15 protein-coding genes are annotated in these 17,629 nt (G+C 45.4%); 3 read left to right on the forward strand and 12 right to left on the reverse strand.

What is annotated here, in order from left to right; genetic code table 11:
* Positions 1-153 precede the first annotated feature (153 nt).
* From BACHE_RS09155 to queF, 3 genes are read left to right on the forward strand one after another with little or no spacing between them, the layout of a single operon-like run.
* Complete coding sequence (locus BACHE_RS09155) at positions 154-834, forward strand: queuosine precursor transporter (protein WP_013547409.1); 681 nt, start codon at positions 154-156, stop codon at positions 832-834.
* A gap of 35 nt (positions 835-869) precedes the next feature.
* Positions 870-1,535, forward strand: a complete 666-nt coding sequence (gene queC / locus BACHE_RS09160) for a 7-cyano-7-deazaguanine synthase QueC (protein ID WP_013547410.1) — start codon at positions 870-872, stop codon at positions 1,533-1,535.
* 20 nt (positions 1,536-1,555) lie between these two features.
* On the forward strand, positions 1,556-2,011 hold the full coding sequence (gene queF / locus BACHE_RS09165; protein ID WP_013547411.1) for a preQ(1) synthase: 456 nt from the start codon (positions 1,556-1,558) through the stop codon (positions 2,009-2,011).
* A gap of 91 nt (positions 2,012-2,102) precedes the next feature.
* On the opposite strand, the gene eno is transcribed toward queF, so the two are convergent.
* From eno to BACHE_RS09225, 12 genes are all read right to left on the reverse strand, one after another.
* Entirely contained in the window at positions 2,103-3,383 is a 1,281-nt protein-coding gene (eno, locus tag BACHE_RS09170; protein WP_013547412.1) for a phosphopyruvate hydratase, read from the reverse strand.
* Positions 3,384-3,401: 18 nt separating this feature from the next.
* Entirely contained in the window at positions 3,402-3,740 is a 339-nt protein-coding gene (locus tag BACHE_RS17990; RefSeq protein ID WP_013547413.1) for a DUF6686 family protein, read from the reverse strand.
* A gap of 141 nt (positions 3,741-3,881) precedes the next feature.
* Positions 3,882-5,372: a PepSY-associated TM helix domain-containing protein gene (locus BACHE_RS09180; RefSeq protein WP_013547414.1), complete on the reverse strand. Its 1,491-nt coding sequence runs from the start codon at positions 5,370-5,372 to the stop codon at positions 3,882-3,884.
* A gap of 15 nt (positions 5,373-5,387) precedes the next feature.
* Positions 5,388-6,287, reverse strand: coding sequence for a hypothetical protein (locus BACHE_RS09185; protein WP_013547415.1), 900 nt, complete (start codon positions 6,285-6,287; stop codon positions 5,388-5,390).
* Positions 6,288-6,341: 54 nt separating this feature from the next.
* On the reverse strand, positions 6,342-7,103 hold the full coding sequence (locus BACHE_RS09190; RefSeq protein ID WP_013547416.1) for an HmuY family protein: 762 nt from the start codon (positions 7,101-7,103) through the stop codon (positions 6,342-6,344).
* On the reverse strand, positions 7,100-9,451 hold the full coding sequence (locus BACHE_RS09195; RefSeq protein WP_148229895.1) for a TonB-dependent receptor: 2,352 nt from the start codon (positions 9,449-9,451) through the stop codon (positions 7,100-7,102). Before BACHE_RS09195 ends, BACHE_RS09190 begins: the two co-directional genes overlap by 4 nt.
* 15 nt (positions 9,452-9,466) lie before the next feature.
* Complete coding sequence (locus BACHE_RS09200; protein WP_013547418.1) at positions 9,467-10,108, reverse strand: DUF4903 domain-containing protein; 642 nt, start codon at positions 10,106-10,108, stop codon at positions 9,467-9,469.
* A 117-nt stretch (positions 10,109-10,225) separates the two neighbouring features.
* Positions 10,226-10,720, reverse strand: a complete 495-nt coding sequence (locus BACHE_RS09205) for a calycin-like domain-containing protein (protein ID WP_013547419.1) — start codon at positions 10,718-10,720, stop codon at positions 10,226-10,228.
* Between the two features lie 53 nt (positions 10,721-10,773).
* On the reverse strand, positions 10,774-12,171 hold the full coding sequence (locus tag BACHE_RS09210) for a hypothetical protein (protein ID WP_013547420.1): 1,398 nt from the start codon (positions 12,169-12,171) through the stop codon (positions 10,774-10,776).
* A gap of 232 nt (positions 12,172-12,403) precedes the next feature.
* Complete coding sequence (locus tag BACHE_RS09215) at positions 12,404-15,169, reverse strand: outer membrane beta-barrel protein (protein WP_041579299.1); 2,766 nt, start codon at positions 15,167-15,169, stop codon at positions 12,404-12,406.
* An 88-nt stretch (positions 15,170-15,257) separates the two neighbouring features.
* Complete coding sequence (locus tag BACHE_RS09220; protein WP_013547422.1) at positions 15,258-16,991, reverse strand: ABC transporter ATP-binding protein; 1,734 nt, start codon at positions 16,989-16,991, stop codon at positions 15,258-15,260.
* A 3-nt stretch (positions 16,992-16,994) separates the two neighbouring features.
* A complete protein-coding gene (locus BACHE_RS09225) occupies positions 16,995-17,627 on the reverse strand; it encodes a class I SAM-dependent methyltransferase (RefSeq protein ID WP_041579778.1) in 633 nt (210 codons plus the stop codon).
* Between the last annotated feature and the right edge of the window lie 2 nt (positions 17,628-17,629).

Consider the following 17,629-nt stretch of genomic DNA (forward strand, 5'->3'; position numbering starts at 1 on the left):
ACTTGGCAACTTAATCAAATAATGGTTTTGAAGAAAGCGAAAGAAAGCGTATCTTTGTCCCCGATTTAACTGGAGTGAAATCATTAACTTAATTATGTATGATGCCGTGAATAGCGGTCGTGTATTCCAGAACACCACGTAAAAAACAGGAGTATGAAGCAAAAAGTATCTGTACCCTTTATGCTGCTGGGCATTCTGTTTAATGTCTGCCTGATTGCAGCCAATCTTCTTGAAACAAAAGTCATTCAGGTTTACGGCATTACCGTAACCGCAGGACTATTGGTTTTTCCTATTTCTTATATTATCAATGATTGCATAGCCGAAGTCTGGGGCTTCCGTAAAGCCCGTCTGATCATCTGGAGTGGCTTTGCCATGAATTTCTTTGTAGTGATGCTGGGGCTGATAGCCGTGGCTTTGCCGGCCGCCCCGTTTTGGGAAGGAGCCCCCCATTTCAACTTTGTGTTCGGTATGGCGCCTCGTATCGTGGCAGCCAGCCTGATGGCATTTCTGGCCGGCTCCTTCCTTAATGCCTATGTGATGAGCCGGATGAAGCTGGCAAGCGGAGGACGTAACTTTTCCGCTCGTGCCATTTGGTCAACGGTGGTGGGAGAGACGGCAGATTCTCTGATATTCTTCCCGGTGGCCTTTGGTGGCATTATAGCCTGGAGAGAGTTGCTGCTGATGATGTGCGTGCAGGTGATACTGAAATCCATGTATGAGGTAGTGATTCTGCCTGTGACGATCCGCGTGGTAAAGGCCATCAAACGGATAGACGGGAGCGATGTCTATGATGACGGGATCTCTTATAAAATATGGAAGATTGGAGATCTTTGAGCAGCCTCAATTGTAAATCGATAAACACTTGATATATGAATAAAGTAAATAAAGATGCCGCCTTGGTGGTTTTCAGTGGCGGACAGGATTCAACCACCTGCCTGTTCTGGGCAAAACGTGAGTTCAAGAAGGTGTATGCGTTGAGTTTTCTATATGGTCAGAAGCATCAGAAAGAGGTGGAGCTGGCGCGTGAGATAGCCCATAGGGCCAAAGTGGAATTTGAAGTGATGGATGTGTCTTTTATTGGTAAGTTGGGGCATAATTCACTGACAGATATGAATATGGCAATGGATCAGGAGAAGCCGAAGGATGGTTTTCCGAATACTTTTGTGCCGGGGCGTAATCTTTTTTTTCTGAGTGTGGCTGCTGTTTATGCCCGCGAACGGGGCATTAGCCATATTGTGACCGGAGTTTCACAGACAGACTTTAGTGGCTATCCAGATTGTAGGGATGTCTTTGTCAAGTCACTTAATGTAACGTTAAACCTTGCGATGGACGAACAGTTCGTACTTCATACTCCGTTGATGTGGATTGACAAGGCTGAAACTTGGGCGTTGGCCGATGAATTGGGAGTGCTTGACTTGGTTCGCCATGAAACACTTACGTGCTATAATGGTGTTCAGGGTGATGGCTGTGGGCATTGTCCCGCTTGTAAATTGCGCAAGGAAGGATTGGATAAATATTTGGCAGGCAAATCATAAATCATAAAAACTATAAAGTGATGACAGAATTAAAAGACCAGCTTTCCTTATTGGGAAGACGGACGGAGTACAAACAGGACTATGCTCCTGAGGTGTTGGAGGCTTTTGACAATAAACATCCGGACAATGATTATTGGGTGCGTTTCAACTGTCCTGAGTTCACCAGCCTTTGTCCCATTACCGGACAGCCCGATTTTGCGGAAATACGAATCAGTTACATTCCTGATATCAAAATGGTGGAAAGTAAGAGTTTGAAGCTGTATCTTTTCAGCTTCCGTAATCATGGAGCTTTTCATGAAGATTGTGTGAACATCATAATGAAAGATCTCATTCACTTGATGAACCCCAAATATATTGAAGTGACAGGTATCTTTACTCCCCGTGGCGGTATCTCTATCTATCCTTATGCCAACTATGGCCGTCCCGGTACGAAATATGAAAAAATGGCCGGACATCGTCTTATGACTCGTGGATGATACTTTCTTGTTTATGAAGTGAATATAAAGAAAAAATAGCGCCTTTTCCCAAAGACGCTATTTCCTTTTATGACTTATTCACTACAAATGGTTATTTTATTCTTTTGTAGCCATAGACAGCAAGTTCTCCCAATTCTTCTTCGATGCGTAGCAATTGATTATACTTGGCCATACGGTCGGAACGGCTTAATGAGCCGGTTTTGATCTGACCGCTGTTGGTAGCAACGGCAATGTCTGCGATAGTGGCATCTTCGGTTTCACCGGAACGATGTGAGGTTACGGTGGTGTAACCGTGACGATGTGCCATTTCAATGGCATCCAGTGTTTCACTGAGTGAACCGATTTGGTTGACTTTGATAAGGATCGAGTTGGCACAACCCATGGCGATACCTTTTTCAAGGAATTCCACATTGGTCACAAACAGATCATCTCCAACCAGTTGGCAACGATTACCTATGCGCTCAGTCAACTTCTTCCAGCCTTCCCAATCGTTTTCACTCATACCGTCTTCGATAGAATCAATCGGGTATTTGTTGATTAATTCCTCCAGATAAGTTATCTGTTCGTCGGCAGTACGTTTCTTTCCGTTTTCACCTTCAAAGATTGTATAGTCATAGATACCGTTTCTGAAGAATTCGGATGAAGCGCAATCCATGCCGATTTTTACATCTTTGCCCGGTTCATAGCCGGCGGCCTTGATGGCGCTCATGATAGAGTCCAAAGCGTCTTCTGTGCCTGCCAATGCGGGAGCAAAGCCGCCTTCATCGCCTACAGCAGTGCTGAGGCCACGGTCATGCAACACTTTCTTCAAAGCATGGAAAACTTCGGCTCCCATGCGTAATCCCTCGCGGAAAGAAGAAGCACCCACAGGGCGAATCATGAATTCTTGAAAAGCGATGGGCGCATCACTGTGGGAACCTCCGTTGATGATGTTCATCATAGGGACAGGCATCACATATGTGTTTACACCCCCGATGTATCTGTATAAAGGTATGTCGAGATAAGCGGCCGCTGCCTTGGCTACTGCCAATGAAACTCCCAGAATGGCATTGGCGCCTAATTGGGACTTGGTAGGCGTGCCATCCAGCTCCAGCATTTTGTGGTCAATGCCACGTTGCTCCAAAACCGACCGGCCGATTAGGGTGGGAGCGATAATCTTATTTACATTTTCTACGGCTTTCAGTGTACCTTTTCCACCGTAGCGTTTCTTGTCACCGTCACGGAGTTCCAATGCCTCATGCTCACCGGTTGAAGCTCCGGAAGGTACTGCTGCGCGCCCCATAATGCCACATTCCAAAATTACGTCCACCTCTACTGTGGGGTTGCCGCGTGAATCAAGAATCTCACGGGCTACGATTTTTTCAATTTTCATACTTGATCAATAATTCATTTAGTTTAAAGAGTAATGTTCTAAATTCTGGAAAGAATTTACTTCCTCCTCTATATTTGTATAATCTACCAAACGTTTCAATTCTTCTAATTCTTCTCGATGAAGGGCGCAATAAAAACCTTGTAAGGGCATCCGTAAGAAAATTTTGCGAGCATTCCTCATATTCTGATTCATCCTTTGATAATATTCACCGTCTATGGATGAGATATACCGACAGAAATGTTGGAATTCGTCTTCGGTAAACCTGAAGAATAAATTCCCGAATTCCAGATTGTAGGCATTGCATTTGCTGCAAAAAGAGATAAAGCCGTTCGAGGTTTGTTTCAATATGCTATCCATTGTTTCATCTTTGGTTGTTGCAAAGATCGCGTTATTTGTGATGGCAGGCAATACCTACAAATAGGAGTATTGTCAGGAAAAGGAGGTGCGCTGCTACCTACATAAAGTGATTGTGCATTCTTTTTTATAAGATTCTTTGAGTCAGTTGGCAAATTTGCGCTTTCTTATCTTGTATCCACTCCACAGACACCACACCGCAAGCCCTCCTGCAAAGAAGATGAATATCAACGTACCTTGTCCCAAGAAAGTGTAAATGCGTCCCGTGTGTATTTCCAAAGCCAGATTCCAGAGAGACATGGGTAGATATGACAGTTGCTTCGGCATGGGGGCAAACGGTGTACCGGTATAGTATTCGGCAATGCACTCTCTGAGGGGGAAATCAGCACTATATCCCGTAATTGCTTTTTGTCCGAAGGGTGCTCCCGCTTTTTCGGGTGCAGGCGCTCCGGTGAAGTAATCGGTAGAGGAGGCTGATTGCCTGTTCCATACGTACATACCGCTGAATGAACCGCACAGCCAGTTGCCGCGGGCATCCCGTTGCCATACATTCATGCCCATTACGCTGACCGGAGGGGCTTTCTTCACTTTGACGGGAATACTGTTAAGTGTATTCAGTGCATAGAAACCCTCTGAGGTGGAGAGTAGCCAGTCTCCCTGAAGGTCGTCATACCGCAACATACGGAGTTTATCATGCCATGCATTGGAGCTGTGGATTGAAGTGCCCGGAATGGCGGGGATACTGCTTTGTGCCAATGCTATCAGCAGGGGTGGGCGCAGACACCAACCTGTAATGCAGATGAAAAGAGTTAGGATAATAGTGGTTCGTCCTATCTTATCGTGCCATGCAAGTGAGGACCTTAAAAGATGCATACTTCCGGTCACATTGTACCCGGCTTTCCGGAGTCTGTGGATATATCTGGGGAGCAGCCAATAGAGTACACCCGTGAGGCAGAGCATGATGAGTATCACAGCTACGGTGTCCATCAGCAACTTACCGAAAATGCCGAATAATTCACCACTATGCAGCATCCAGATAGTACGGAAGAGCGACACCTTGCCGCTGTAGCCTTCAGGAGCTTTTATTTGCAGCGGACAGAAGTTATTGTAAGGTGGCATGGCAGAGTAAAGGCGGGAACGTCCTGCCACTATCAGTGTGTCTCCTTTGCAGATGATGTCTGTCAGCCGTTCGCCTTCTTCCAATGCGAGAGGGATTGCTTGCCAACTGTTGTGCATGCCATAACGGAAAAGCCCGAAAGCTCCTGCTGCAAACAATTCACCTGTAGGTGTCTGTACAATTCCTCGTATATTGCGGAAGTCCATACCTTCGGGCAAGCCGTTGTTGAAGTCTGTAAAGGTAGAGGCACAAGAATCTGTTTTCCAGATTCCGCTATTTCCGTAAAGCAATATGCCGGATCTGGAATTCGTTTCCCGGTAGCAGAGTGTACCACGCAACAACCCTCCGTTCCAGTTTTTGAAATGGTAGCTTGCGGGCAGCCACTTTCGGCTGATGTTCATTTCCGCTACCGTGGAACGGTGGTTCAGCACAATGCCGGACAGACAAAACATCAGCATGAAGAAGCAGAACAGTAATCCCAGCCATTTATGATGTTTTCTCCAAGTGATTTTCTTCATCAGTGTACGTGTTTTTTAAGATGTCTTGTCGGAAACAATTGCTGATTTGCTCTTTTTCTTGTATGCCACGTACCACAGATAGACGGCAAGTACGATAAATACCCCCAGTGTAATCAGCATTTCCGCTTTGTGCTCCATCGGGGCTATCCATATTTCACTAAAAAGGTCCATCCGTCCCAATATTTCGACAGGAGTCCAGAATACAATTACTGTGGCTATTGCCATGCGTATGTTTGCTCCCCATGCTGCGAGTTTCAGTTGGCGCAGAAACATGAAGAATGCTCCTATGAGACAGCCCAGCCCGACAAGGAATGTCACTGGATGGTGGTCGCCCAGGAAATTCTTGTCATAGCAGAACATCAGAACCAGATAGCATGTCCATAACATCATATTCAGTTCCATGAAGGTGGTTATTGAGGTATGACGCGTCATGGGGCGGACGGTAATGGCATCTTTCTTGTCACGTAGCAGTACATTCTGCCACCAGTTGATGAAGTTGCATCCGGTTTTGGTACAGAACAGATAGACTACCATCATCATGGCCCATAGTCCGAAGGTGGCGGGCAGTATCAGATATTCCGGTTTCGTTACCACTTCGCCCGATACGCTCAATTCCGGCTGTGTGCCGTAGCGGTTAGCATAGTACATGAAAAGAAACTCTACCCATCCTGTCCAAAAGAGTAATCCTCCGAAAAGTCCCCAAAGAGTTTGTTTTGTGTCTCCTTTGGCAAATACACCTATGATAACCATTACCAAACCGACGGCTCCCATAATGAATGCCGAATAGTGGAGTGCTGTGGGGCTCATCAGATGCTCCATGACTATCATTAACGCATGTCCCAATGGCATGGTAAATAGTACCACCAGGAAAGATGCAATCGTCTTCCACCAATATTTTTTTATTTTTTGTTCCATTTCTGCTTTATCTTTTGTTATTTGTCAATAGCTATTGCATATCATATTATCTCCTTAATTCAGCTCGTCAATGTAATAGCTTACTTCACCGCCGTTGCCTCCTATTTCTACGTCAGCATTATACCAACTGATAATTTGCAGCTTGAAGTAACGCTTTCCATCGGCTGTGCGCACCACATAGGTGTGGAAAGATGGTGTGTAAACAGGTGGTGGCCCGGCGAAGCTCATGGCATTCGCCAACACGGGATTGGCACTGACCACTTGCTTGGCAGGGCCTTTGTTGGGGTCGAACCAGGGATGCTGGTTGAAGTCCAGATTGTGTGCTATCAGATACTTGTTCCAATCATTTTGCGACATGGTGACATAGACCGAAGCCGAGTCATCCACCACCCAGTTCAAGTCGGACGGTAATTGTGAGAAGCTCGTCCATTTGTCATAGTTGCCGTAGCCAAGGTCGGCTGCACCGCCTATACCTATGCCGCTTGTACCGCAGTTGGTACGCAAGCGATAGCCGCAAAATGCCAGATCCCAGTCGATACGGTTCTTTTGTTTTCCTTCGGAAATATCTTGATTGGGAGAATCTACGTTAAAACGTTCGCCTGTACGGAGGTTGAAGTAAAGCCAGTCATTAGTTACTCCGGTGCTGTAGCCTGTTACTCGGGGCAGAGTTTTGCCCGTGAAAGGTTCTGCATCGTAATCCACGCAGGACGAGAGGCATGATATGCAGAATAAAAGGGTAAATATGCAGACCGAACGAAATAGTATATAGTTCTCCAGTCCTTTTCCAATTTGTTTTATATTGAGCTTTTTCATCATTTCTTCTTTAAAGAATTAATAATGTCATCTATCAGGAACTCTACTTGCACGTGCCCGCGTGTACCTGCTGTGGCAGGTACGTTGAACATGGTGATACCGGAGCCGAGAGTTCTTGGGACATAGTTGAAGAGATTGTCTATGCCGAGTGTTATCTTCACCTTGTTATAAAAGGTTTGTGACAGGGAAAGATTGCACAGCACATAAGCAGGGAGGTTGCAACGAAAGTAAGCATCATAGCTTTTTCCATCCACTGAGAGGCGGTCTTGCACGTCAAACTTCTTGCTGCCCATGAAGGAAGTGCTGAAGACAGTATTCAAACGATAGTTTTTTCGGATCCATTTGTATTCCAAACTGCCTGTGGCGGCATGGGGTGATGTGGTGTTGATCTGCACACCTTCCAGTTTGCTCACATTCACGTAACTGTATGTGGCATTCAGTGTGAAGCGATCGGTGAATCGCCAGCGCGCCAATGCCTCCAGGCCAAGCAAGGTCTGGCTGCTGAGGTTAGTATATTCAAAGTTATATTGCATGTCGTATATCTTCCATACACCTTCTATCTTATTTCTGAAAAAGTTACCGTAAGCCGTGCCGGACAGGAACAAGCGGTCGTTGGAGTATTCGGCTCCTATTGACACATAGTTATTCTTTTCCGGTTGCAGATATTCATTGCCTTTTATTTGGAACATGCCGAGGTGGTCCCAATTGAAGAAGAGTTCCTTGATGCTGGGGGAACGGTAGCCCATGGAGTAGTTGGCACGAAAGCTCCAATGCTCGTCAGGCGAATATTTGGCGGCTACTTTGGGCATACCCATGAAACCGAAAGCGTGCGAGAAATTGGTACGCAGACCTGCCGACAGCATCCATTGGGAATTGACCGTCCATTCATCCTGCAAGAAGTATTCTGTCTCCTTCAGCGACCGGGTGGTCATCTTACGGTTCACGAAGCGGTCACTTGTCAAATCGTCACTGATATGTTCTACCCCGAAGATGAGGCTGTGTCCCTTGAAATAGTTGCTGCTGACCGTAAGGCGGGGTTGCAGGATGCGGCTTTTATAGACCTTTTGCCGTTCGTCTCGACGCTCATGGCGTTTGAACCGGTCGTAGAAATCACCATGCATGCTTCCTGTCACGCTGAACCAGTTTTTTACATGATATGTCACCTTCATCCCCGTTGTCCAGTCACGTGCCTGGCTGAAAGTCATGTCCTGGATAAGATCGTAGGTGTTCATGAAGAATGCGCTTCCGTAAACCAGGACGGAGAGGTTCTTGTTGGGATCATAAAAAAACTTCTGCGAAGCGGATAAGTGTTCTGTGCCTTCTATACCCATTGGTGGTCGTGAGGCTATGCTGGTCACAGTTACGTTTTCTTTTAGGAAAGGATTCGCTTCGGCGGTATATACTTTTTTGTCATTTTCTGCCTGATACATGTAGAAAGCGTCACTTTCACTGTACCATACATCAGTCTGCGAAGTCACTTTCCCCATTTTTGTTCCGGCAGATACCCACCCTTGCAAGTTGGGGCGGTCAGAGTTTTTTTCAAACATGTATAGGAAGTCACTTTTTGAAGGATTTTTGTAATTGCGTTCATTCATTTGTCCCCAGCGTATGCCTGCCTGTATATCTATGGGTTTGGTGGTCTTCTTGGTAATAAGGTTGATTACTGCACCTGCGGCACGGCTTCCGTAGAGTGTGCTGCTGGCTCCTTTTACTATCTCGATGCGGTCTATGGCATGAAGATTGAAACGCTCGTAGTCGAGGTTTCCTGCCATATCTCCCGTGAGGCGTTCACCATCCATCAGGAAGAGGACATGGCGTGCGTCAAGTCCCTGCATGGAGATTTCATTGCCGAAGCCCACTTTTTGGATATTCAGCCCAGGAGTTTCTTGCTGCAAGGCTTGCTGTAGGTTGCCATATCCGGCATCTACCAGTGCTTTTCCACCCAGTACCTGAGTGGTGACAGGACTCAGCTTTATGGGGCGTGCGGCACGGCTTCCGGTGATTACTACTTCATTCATTTTCATTATATCCTCCTCCATGTATAGGGTGGTGGTTTGTATTCCGCTGGATATGGATATTTTCCCTTGCAAAGGAATATACCCCATTGAAGTAATATAATAGTAGCATATTGTTCTGCCATGTGGCAGGTTAATCACTGCCCGACCATTGATGTCTGTAATGACGTGTCCGGGCTTTTCCATTCTCTCGTTGTCGGCATATTTAATGTTAGCCGCTATCATAGGTTGCTCCGTCCCTTTTTCGAGGACGGAGAACACCAATCTCCTTTGAGCTGAGGTGTCAACCGAAAGGAGTAGCAATAAGCATAATATTGCTACTGTCGATCTTTTTATTTTCACCTTATTCTATTATAGTCCATGTTCTTTTTTATAGGCAGCCAAATCTTTCTCATACTGCGCCTTTTCTGCTTCGTAATTGTCAAGTCGGCTCTTGTCTATGGTTTGTAGGAAGCATTCAGAGCGAACATTCATCATGTTATAATCTACAATGAAGTTTATTTCATGAGTTGCCACATTGTAGTAGCCTTTCACACTGCTGCCTTGCGCAGTAGAGGCAGTACCATCGGTGGTGTCCACTCCCCAGCATGAACCATTCTCGCCATAGAACTTAATCCAACTGTCTCCCTTGTACTCATCCTTCTCCCACGTGTTGAGTTGCATGGTCTTCACGTCACATTTGAAGTTGATGATCATGCCCATCTTGCCTACGGTGAAGTTAAGCAATGCTACGGTGAATGTCTGCGTGTCGGTATTGCTCCATTCAAACTTGAATTTAGTGGGACATCCTGTTTCGAGCAGTGTTTTGTTCACTCCGTTCATAGTGGCTTGGGTACTTAGAACAATTTCACCGTTCAGATAACTTTTGGCACTTGCCACAAGTTCGTCAGATGCTCCTGCCTTAGTGATTTTCTCATCCGAAGAGCAAGAAGTGATACACATACCGATGCAGAACAATAATAGGAGGTATATAAGTCTTAATGTTTTTATCATAATTGTGAGTTTGAATATATTATATATGTAAATATAGGTTCTTTTCATGTTTCGGAAGAACAGAAAAGAACCTAATATAGCTCTGATGCTTTAAGCATGCCTAATGCATGCTTTTAACTATTTTGTACCCTGAAAGGTTACGGCTGCTTCAAAGCCAATTCCAAGATATTTTGCACCGACAGTCTCTACAGAGAAAGTCAACGAATTACCGGAAAAGTCTCCGTTGAGGTTTGCATTGAAACGACTTGGAATACCCAGAATTCTAAGAATAACAATCTTTGCCATTTTCGGCATATCAAAATGTCCATTTTCATCTACTGCCACATTTTTTGCGTCAACGGTAATAGTACCGGGCATTTTTCCAACCTGGAAAGCATTGATTAAGAGGTTTACTGTTCCATCACCGTTATCTGTAACGATAGTGTTTATGCCAGAGACAGGATTCTTCTCTCCGTTCATATAAACCCGAATCAATGAGCCATTGTAAATCCCTGCATAAGAATCAGTCATAACAGATTCATAGATATCGGTTGCTTCATTGGCAGATACACTGCTTGAAATGGCTGTCATTCCGAACAAAGCCAAAGTAATAAAAAATAATTTTCTTAACATAGTTGATTGATTAATTTGAAGTTAATAATGATTTTAAAAAACGCGGTCTTATTTTATTTCCACCTATATCCTCCGAATTCCTCATAATCACTGTACGAATCTTCCATGTAAGTTTTGAATTTTGATATGAATTCAGTTGTTGATTTCATATCAAAAACATCTTTTGAAACGGAAAAGTATATACAGTCACTTTTAGATAGTTCAGACAATGTTTCGCCGTCAAAAGAGTATTTCAACTTTTCCATAGGATAGGTTATCTTGCAATTATTCAATTGTAATAATGACAAGTCTGAAATACCTGCTATAAAGCTTATGTCTAAAGAGGTTAGTGCAGGCAAATCTGCCAAGTTCAATATGCTAAGATATCCTTTATTGGATAAAGGAAACTGTATTTCTTTTAGATTTTTGCAATGGTTGATTGATAAGCCATTTTTTACCAATACATCAAAATCCTTAATCTCTTGATTTGCAATCAGTGTGTTTGACAAATTTAACATTGTTACTCCGCTATTATTGGATAACTGTAAGTGAGACAAGGCTGTGGCTTTAGAAAAATCAATTCCGGCAGGAGTGGCTGCATTTTTCAGTATAACAGCTTTAATGTTATTTCGTGGAGTAAGGTAAGAAATGTTACAGGCATTGCTGCAATTTAGAGCTACAATGAAAGGCTTATAGAATGGATTATTGATGAAATACTCCACCCCTTCCACAGACAGCACCTTGTCAATATCTTCATAAGGTGTCATATATCCCATCATTACATGTTCTCCCTGTTCTTTTAATGCCATTTGCTTACTGATATCCATTTGGTTACCGTCATTCGGAAAAAGGCTTGCAAATTTATATTTTAAAAATTTAAGAAAATATTTATCGGGAATTTCTCTTAAAGTCGTGTATTTCTCCAAAGTTCCGCTTGCATTCTGCATCTGCATGTCGGTACTGCTTCCTGCCTTTTCATAATAAGGCATCAGGTCTTCTATATTATATTTGGCAGTAACGGGTAGATAGAGTTTTGTGAAAGTATGCAGAATGGTGGTTTGGCGTTCGTCATTCTTGATTGTAACATTTACCAGTCCTTCAAAATCATAGATTTCATTTCCCGTCAGATCCACACCTGTAATTTGTGAAGGTAGTTTAGAAAAATCGAATATGGGACCATAACCGTTGTTGGAAAGTTTCACTTCTTTGAGGTTTGGGAAAATATTGAGTCCTGATAAGTCAGGGAGTTTTGTTCCCGAAAGGTCAAGAGTTGTCGTGTTGTTGGCAAAGTCATTAAGTTCCAGATTGCCCTGTTCGTTGAAAGTATATCCTTTATTTGTTAAAATAGTTTTCAGCTCGGTGTTAGTCAGGACTGTCTTGCTGTATGATACGCTGTCCTCATTGCTGCATGATGCGGAACATATTCCTGCCGCAATGATTGCTATTACCGCGAAACGTTGAGTCTTGTTCATTGTTCTGTTCTTTTTTTGAAATTATTAATAATATTGTCTTTTGTTGCAAAGTTACCGATGTTGTTTAAGTTTCACAATACCTATTAATTATGGTTTTTGCTGTCTGAATTACTCTGTTTAAACAGTCTGCATCACATCTTTTTTTTCGTAAAGAGAGGCTTATTCATTATGCTATGCGGTATTTAGAGGGAGAAGAGGAAGATATATTACTCAGCATAAGTAGGTATGTTGCTTATCTCTGCTTATTGAATTTATATTTCACTGATATCATAAAATAGCCTCCTATCTGTCTTGTGTGTCGTTCGCTGAATCCACTGGAGGTGGTGGTGCGGATATAATTTTTTTTCTGGTTGAGTATGTCTGCCCAATAGGCAGACAGCTCGGCTTTCTTTTTTTTTAGGAAGTGCCAGTTGATACCTGTGTTCCACACCATTTGGTCGTCTTCACCGGGAATGATGTTGGTTCCGTTGCGGAAAGTATAGGTGGTCTCACTTCTTAGTTGCAATCCGTAGGGCAAGTCGGCGTAAGCATTCACACCGAGAGTATAGTCTCGTGTATAGGTGTCGGTATGTCGTAGAGAGTTAGAAGAATGGGCTAAGCGGTATTTCCCTGATAGATCGAAAGCTCCCCATTGGGGTTGCCAGCTCAGGTTCAGCTCACTGTCCCACCAAATGTTATAGGTGACACTGCGGTTGAGGCGTTCACTTTGTCCTTCGTTGATGAGGCCTACGTTGCGGGTGAAAGAACCGCCGGATTTGGCGGAGATACCAAACTGGCAGATGCGTTTTTGATAGCGTAGAGTGGTACGTGCACTCCAGTTCCCATTGATGTTCACGGGGTAACTTTCGCGCGATCCTGTTTGCGGGTGATAGATGACGGCACGGGTGGTGCTGTTCAGTTCATTACGCCAGTCGGCGGCAGCGAAGATACCTGCTCGGGTGTTTTGTATCTCTAAGCGTGCAGATTGGTTGTAGGAGGGCGTCAGGTTAGGATTGCCACGGGTGATGTTCAATGGATTGCTGTTGTCCATCAGTGAGAGTAGGTCCTGCAAATTAGGCTGGCGTGTGCTGCCTTGATAATGGAAGCGGACAAGTGTCTTGCCTTTGCGCCATATCGCTATGAGCGAGGGATGGAAATTGATTGATCGCAACAGTGTATCTGCTTTCACCAGTCCTGTCTTTTGATCGAGTCTGCGGCGGTCGGGCTGTACGGAAAGTCCGGCATTGATGTTCCATGCTTTGCTGCTATAATTCAGCCGCAACGCCATTTCGTGCCCTACGGTGCTACTGTGGCTATGGTTGCTCAGGCTGTCGGTATAGCCGGTTTCGTAACCTGCGGGTAGATTACCGGAAGGTTTTTCTTCCCCTTTGGTAGCGAAAGGGGAAAGGTCATAGGTACTGCGGTCATTCCGCATATAGGTGTAATTTAGATTGTAAGATAGTTGCAGACGTAGTTTCGGGGTGAAGGGATGAGTGAATATCAATCCTACTCCCATGTCACGGTTTTTTATAGGTGTGGACAAGTATTGGTTGCGTTGAAGTATTGAGTCTGTGCCCACATCGGAGGATATCTGATGGTAGGTAGTGGAAGAAAGGGAAAAACTCTTGCCCTTGCCTTCACCATCGCTGTATCGGGCGGTGAGAGTGAGACTCGTTCCTTTGTCATTCAGTAGGCGTGTGAAGTCGGTATTGAAGGAGTATTGATGGCGGTGGTCGGAGGTAAATGAATTCATCGAGGTGGAATTTACCCGTATGCTGTCCGCTATGTCTTCTGTTTTGTCGAAGGGATGCAGTATATCCAAGCCGGGATTGCTGCTGTAAGTTGCCTGACGGTTGTTACGGGTATTTTCTCCTTGTGTAAAGCTCAGGTTGCCCGAAAAGTTCAGATAAGTATCGGGGGTTATCTGCCAGCGTGACATCAGCATTGCTGCCGTCATGCGGTTTCGGTTTACAGTGCTTCCGTCGGAATATTGATAACGGTTGCCTGTGGTGAGGTATTGTTCGTAATACCCGCTTGATTCGTTGCCTGTATTATTATTGTTATACATTATGTTTCCGTTCAATGTGAGTCTCTTACCGAGTTTTTTCGTGATATTCAGTGAAATGTTGTCCTGTGTATTGCCTTTGTAGTCAGTCGTCATATCTCGGTTATTCGAACGAGCTATCAGCGAAAAGTTCTCTCCTTCTGTCTTGAAGTAGTTTCCTATTAGTTCCAACTCTTTTTTTCCATGATTTCCTCGTCCTACCTTGCCCGATGCAAGAATGGTTCCGTTGAATTCCTGCTTTGTCCGAAGGTCGAGTACGAAGTTATCGTGTCCGGAGCCTACACCGGTTATCTTTTCCAGCTCACTCTTTTTGTTATAGACCTTTATCTTGCTTATCAGCTCCACGGGCAGGTTCTCCAAGGCCATATTGATATTACCTCCGAAGTAGGTTTCTCCGTTCACGTTAATTTCGTTGATGGGTTGCCCGTTGTAGGTGAGTAGCTTGTTCTGCATGTCATATTCTAGTCCCGGAATTCGCTTGACGAGTGTTTCAAGATAAGAACCTTCGGGGGTATGGTAGGCTTCGGCGTTGATAACGGTGGTATCACCCTTCTGTTCCACGTCGGGCATGACGGCAGTTACCACGACTTCATCCAGCTCCACGCCGTCTTCTAACAGAATATTTCCCAAATTGATTTCCGGTGCATTGCCATTTAATTTGCAGTAAAAGGTTCGCATTCCTGTATAGGACACTTTCAGCAAATAGGCAGTGGAGCTTTGCGGAGTGTATCTCAGTTTGAAGTTTCCTTTTGTGTCACTCACCACTCCCTTGACGAAAGTGGAGTCCTGTTCGCAAAGCAGCACAATACTGGCATAAGGTAAGGATTGCCAGCCTACGGAAGTTTCCGTTACAATACAGATATGTCCACTGACAACTCTTGCCTGTTGTTGGGCAGGCAAGAGCGCAGGGAACACAACTAAAATAAGAATGAAAAAAATCTGTATGATATTCATTCGCACTGCACTAAAGGGTGAAGGCAAAATTAAGTCGTTTAGGTGGAATGCACAATAGCTAATAGTAGGTATATTTTTCGTTTTGCCGCTATAAGGTCCATCCGGCGGTTTCTTGCTGAATGTTCCACAAACGTGCATAAAGTCCTTCATTGGCCAGCAGTGCCTCATGTCTCCCTTGTTCGACAATGCTTCCACCATTCAGCACCACGATATTGTCGGCATTGCAGACGGTCTTCAGGCGGTGGGCTATCACGATGACAGTACGTCCTTTTATTAGCATATCGATGGCTTGTTGCACTTCCACTTCGTTTTCTGGGTCAAGGGAGGCAGTGGCTTCGTCCAGCAATACAATTTGTGCATTTTTCAGTATGGCACGGGCAATGGAAAGACGTTGCTTCTCACCCCCGGATAAAGTGCATCCACCTTCACCCACCATGCTATCATAGCCGTTGGGCAGGCGCATGATGAAGTCGTGGCAGCAGGCTTTTTGGGCAGCGGTTACAATATCTTCATCTGTGGCATCGGAACGTCCGAAACGGATATTGTTGCGGATGGTATCTTGAAATAGATAGACGTCCTGAAAAACCATTGAGATGCGTTCCATCAGTAACTCCGGCTCTATCTCTGACATCGGTACACCGTCAAACAGCACACGTCCCTTGTAAGGGTCGTAGAAACGGGCGCAAAGTTTCATCAACGTACTTTTTCCACTGCCTGAAGGCCCGACCAATGCTGTGAGTGAGTTGCAGGAAAGCGTCAGAGAGATGTCATTCAGCACCATCTTGTCCTGATATCCGAACGACACATGCTCGAAAATAATGTCACCGCTTTGTGGAGCCTTGCGGCTGCCTCTCATTTCGGGTATGTTCATCAGGGAGAGGATGCGTCCTCCGGCAATGGAGAAGTAGCGGAACTCGGCGAAGTTGGTCAGTGCGGAAGTCAGCGGGTCGAACACGCGGGAGCCTACCACCAGAAACATGACAAACGTCAGCACGGAAAGATTGCCGCCCAGCAGTAAGTAAGTGCCGCACAGCACCATCAGCGTCAGTCCGGCACGCACCAATGTAATGCTGAGCAGGACGAAAGGACCGAGCAACGTTTCTTGACGGATACATGCTCGGCGTAAGTCGGCGAAAGCATTGCGCAGACGGACGAAGCGGGGGCCCAGCAGATTGTAGGCTTTCATCACACGGATGCCCTGAAGGTATTCTTCCAACCGGTTTCCAGCATTGATTTTCGCTGCTATCTGCTTGCCACTCAACCTTGTCTGCACGTAGGTACTGCACCACAGTATCAGCACCGCCATCGGCAATGCCACAAACATGGCTATGGACATCCGCCAGTCGATAAACAGTAGTGACAGAAAGGCGAGAACAGGCATGACCAATGCGCCCATCAGTTGTGGCAGATGGTGGGAGATACCGGTCTCTGCCATCGTGAAGTCCGTGATGAGCATGGATGAGAGGTCGCCGGGATCGTGGCGGGAGAGGAAGCCGAGTGACAGCTTGCGCAGATGTTCGGCAAGGCTGATACGTCCGGCGGCACTCATTTCGTAGGCTCCTCGGAAGTTAGCACGATAAGCGGCACGTTCTGCCACTGCCATAACTGCCATATAGACGACGAGTACGGCGGATAACAGCCATAAGCGTGAAGTGTCCAATGCTGTTCCGCTGCCGTCGAAAGAACGGAAGATGATGTTGATCGCCTCGATGGAGAGGCAGAAGGGGACAATGTTCACCAGATTGGCGAGCATGGTATAGCCCACCGGCTTGTTCAGGCGTTCGGTATGCCCGATGGTGATATTTTTGATTGTATTATCCATGATTTATTTTTCTTTATTATTATGCGCTATGATGCATAGGTTCTCTTTCTTGCGCTGATGAATCTCTATTTCTCCGAAGCCGGCTGCTGCAAGCAGGGCTTCCAGTTGATTGGCGGGGTAAACGGTCATTCCTTCTATTCTGCTTGTCCATTTCGTGTTGCCGGGATCACTTGCCTCACAGCATATCAGCAGACTTCCGTTTTGGTGCAGCACTCTCTTTATTTCGGCGAATGCGGCGGGCAGATCTTTCCAGAAGTAGATAGTCTCGAAGGCCGTTACTGCATCAAACTGTCCGTCATTATAGGGAAGTTCTGTAACGTCGCCCTGACGTATGAAGCAACGTGTATTCATCTGTTTTCGGTTTCTCTTGCAGGCAAAGGTCACACTTTCCTCTGAGATGTCGATACCGTAAACCTTTCCATGCGGACATTTTTGCAGCATACAGGCAAGGTTGGCTCCGCCGCCACACCCTATATCCAATACATTTCCGTCCGGTTTCCACATCAGATAGGACATTGCCCACTGTGCCAGTGGTGCATGAAACCGATTCATTCCACGCAGAATCATACGTCCCCAAAAGCCTTTCGGGTGACTTGTATTCTGAAATATCCTGTCTATAAGACCTTTCTTTCCCATAA

This window comes from Bacteroides helcogenes P 36-108 (assembly GCF_000186225.1).
GTDB lineage: Bacteria > Bacteroidota > Bacteroidia > Bacteroidales > Bacteroidaceae > Bacteroides > Bacteroides helcogenes.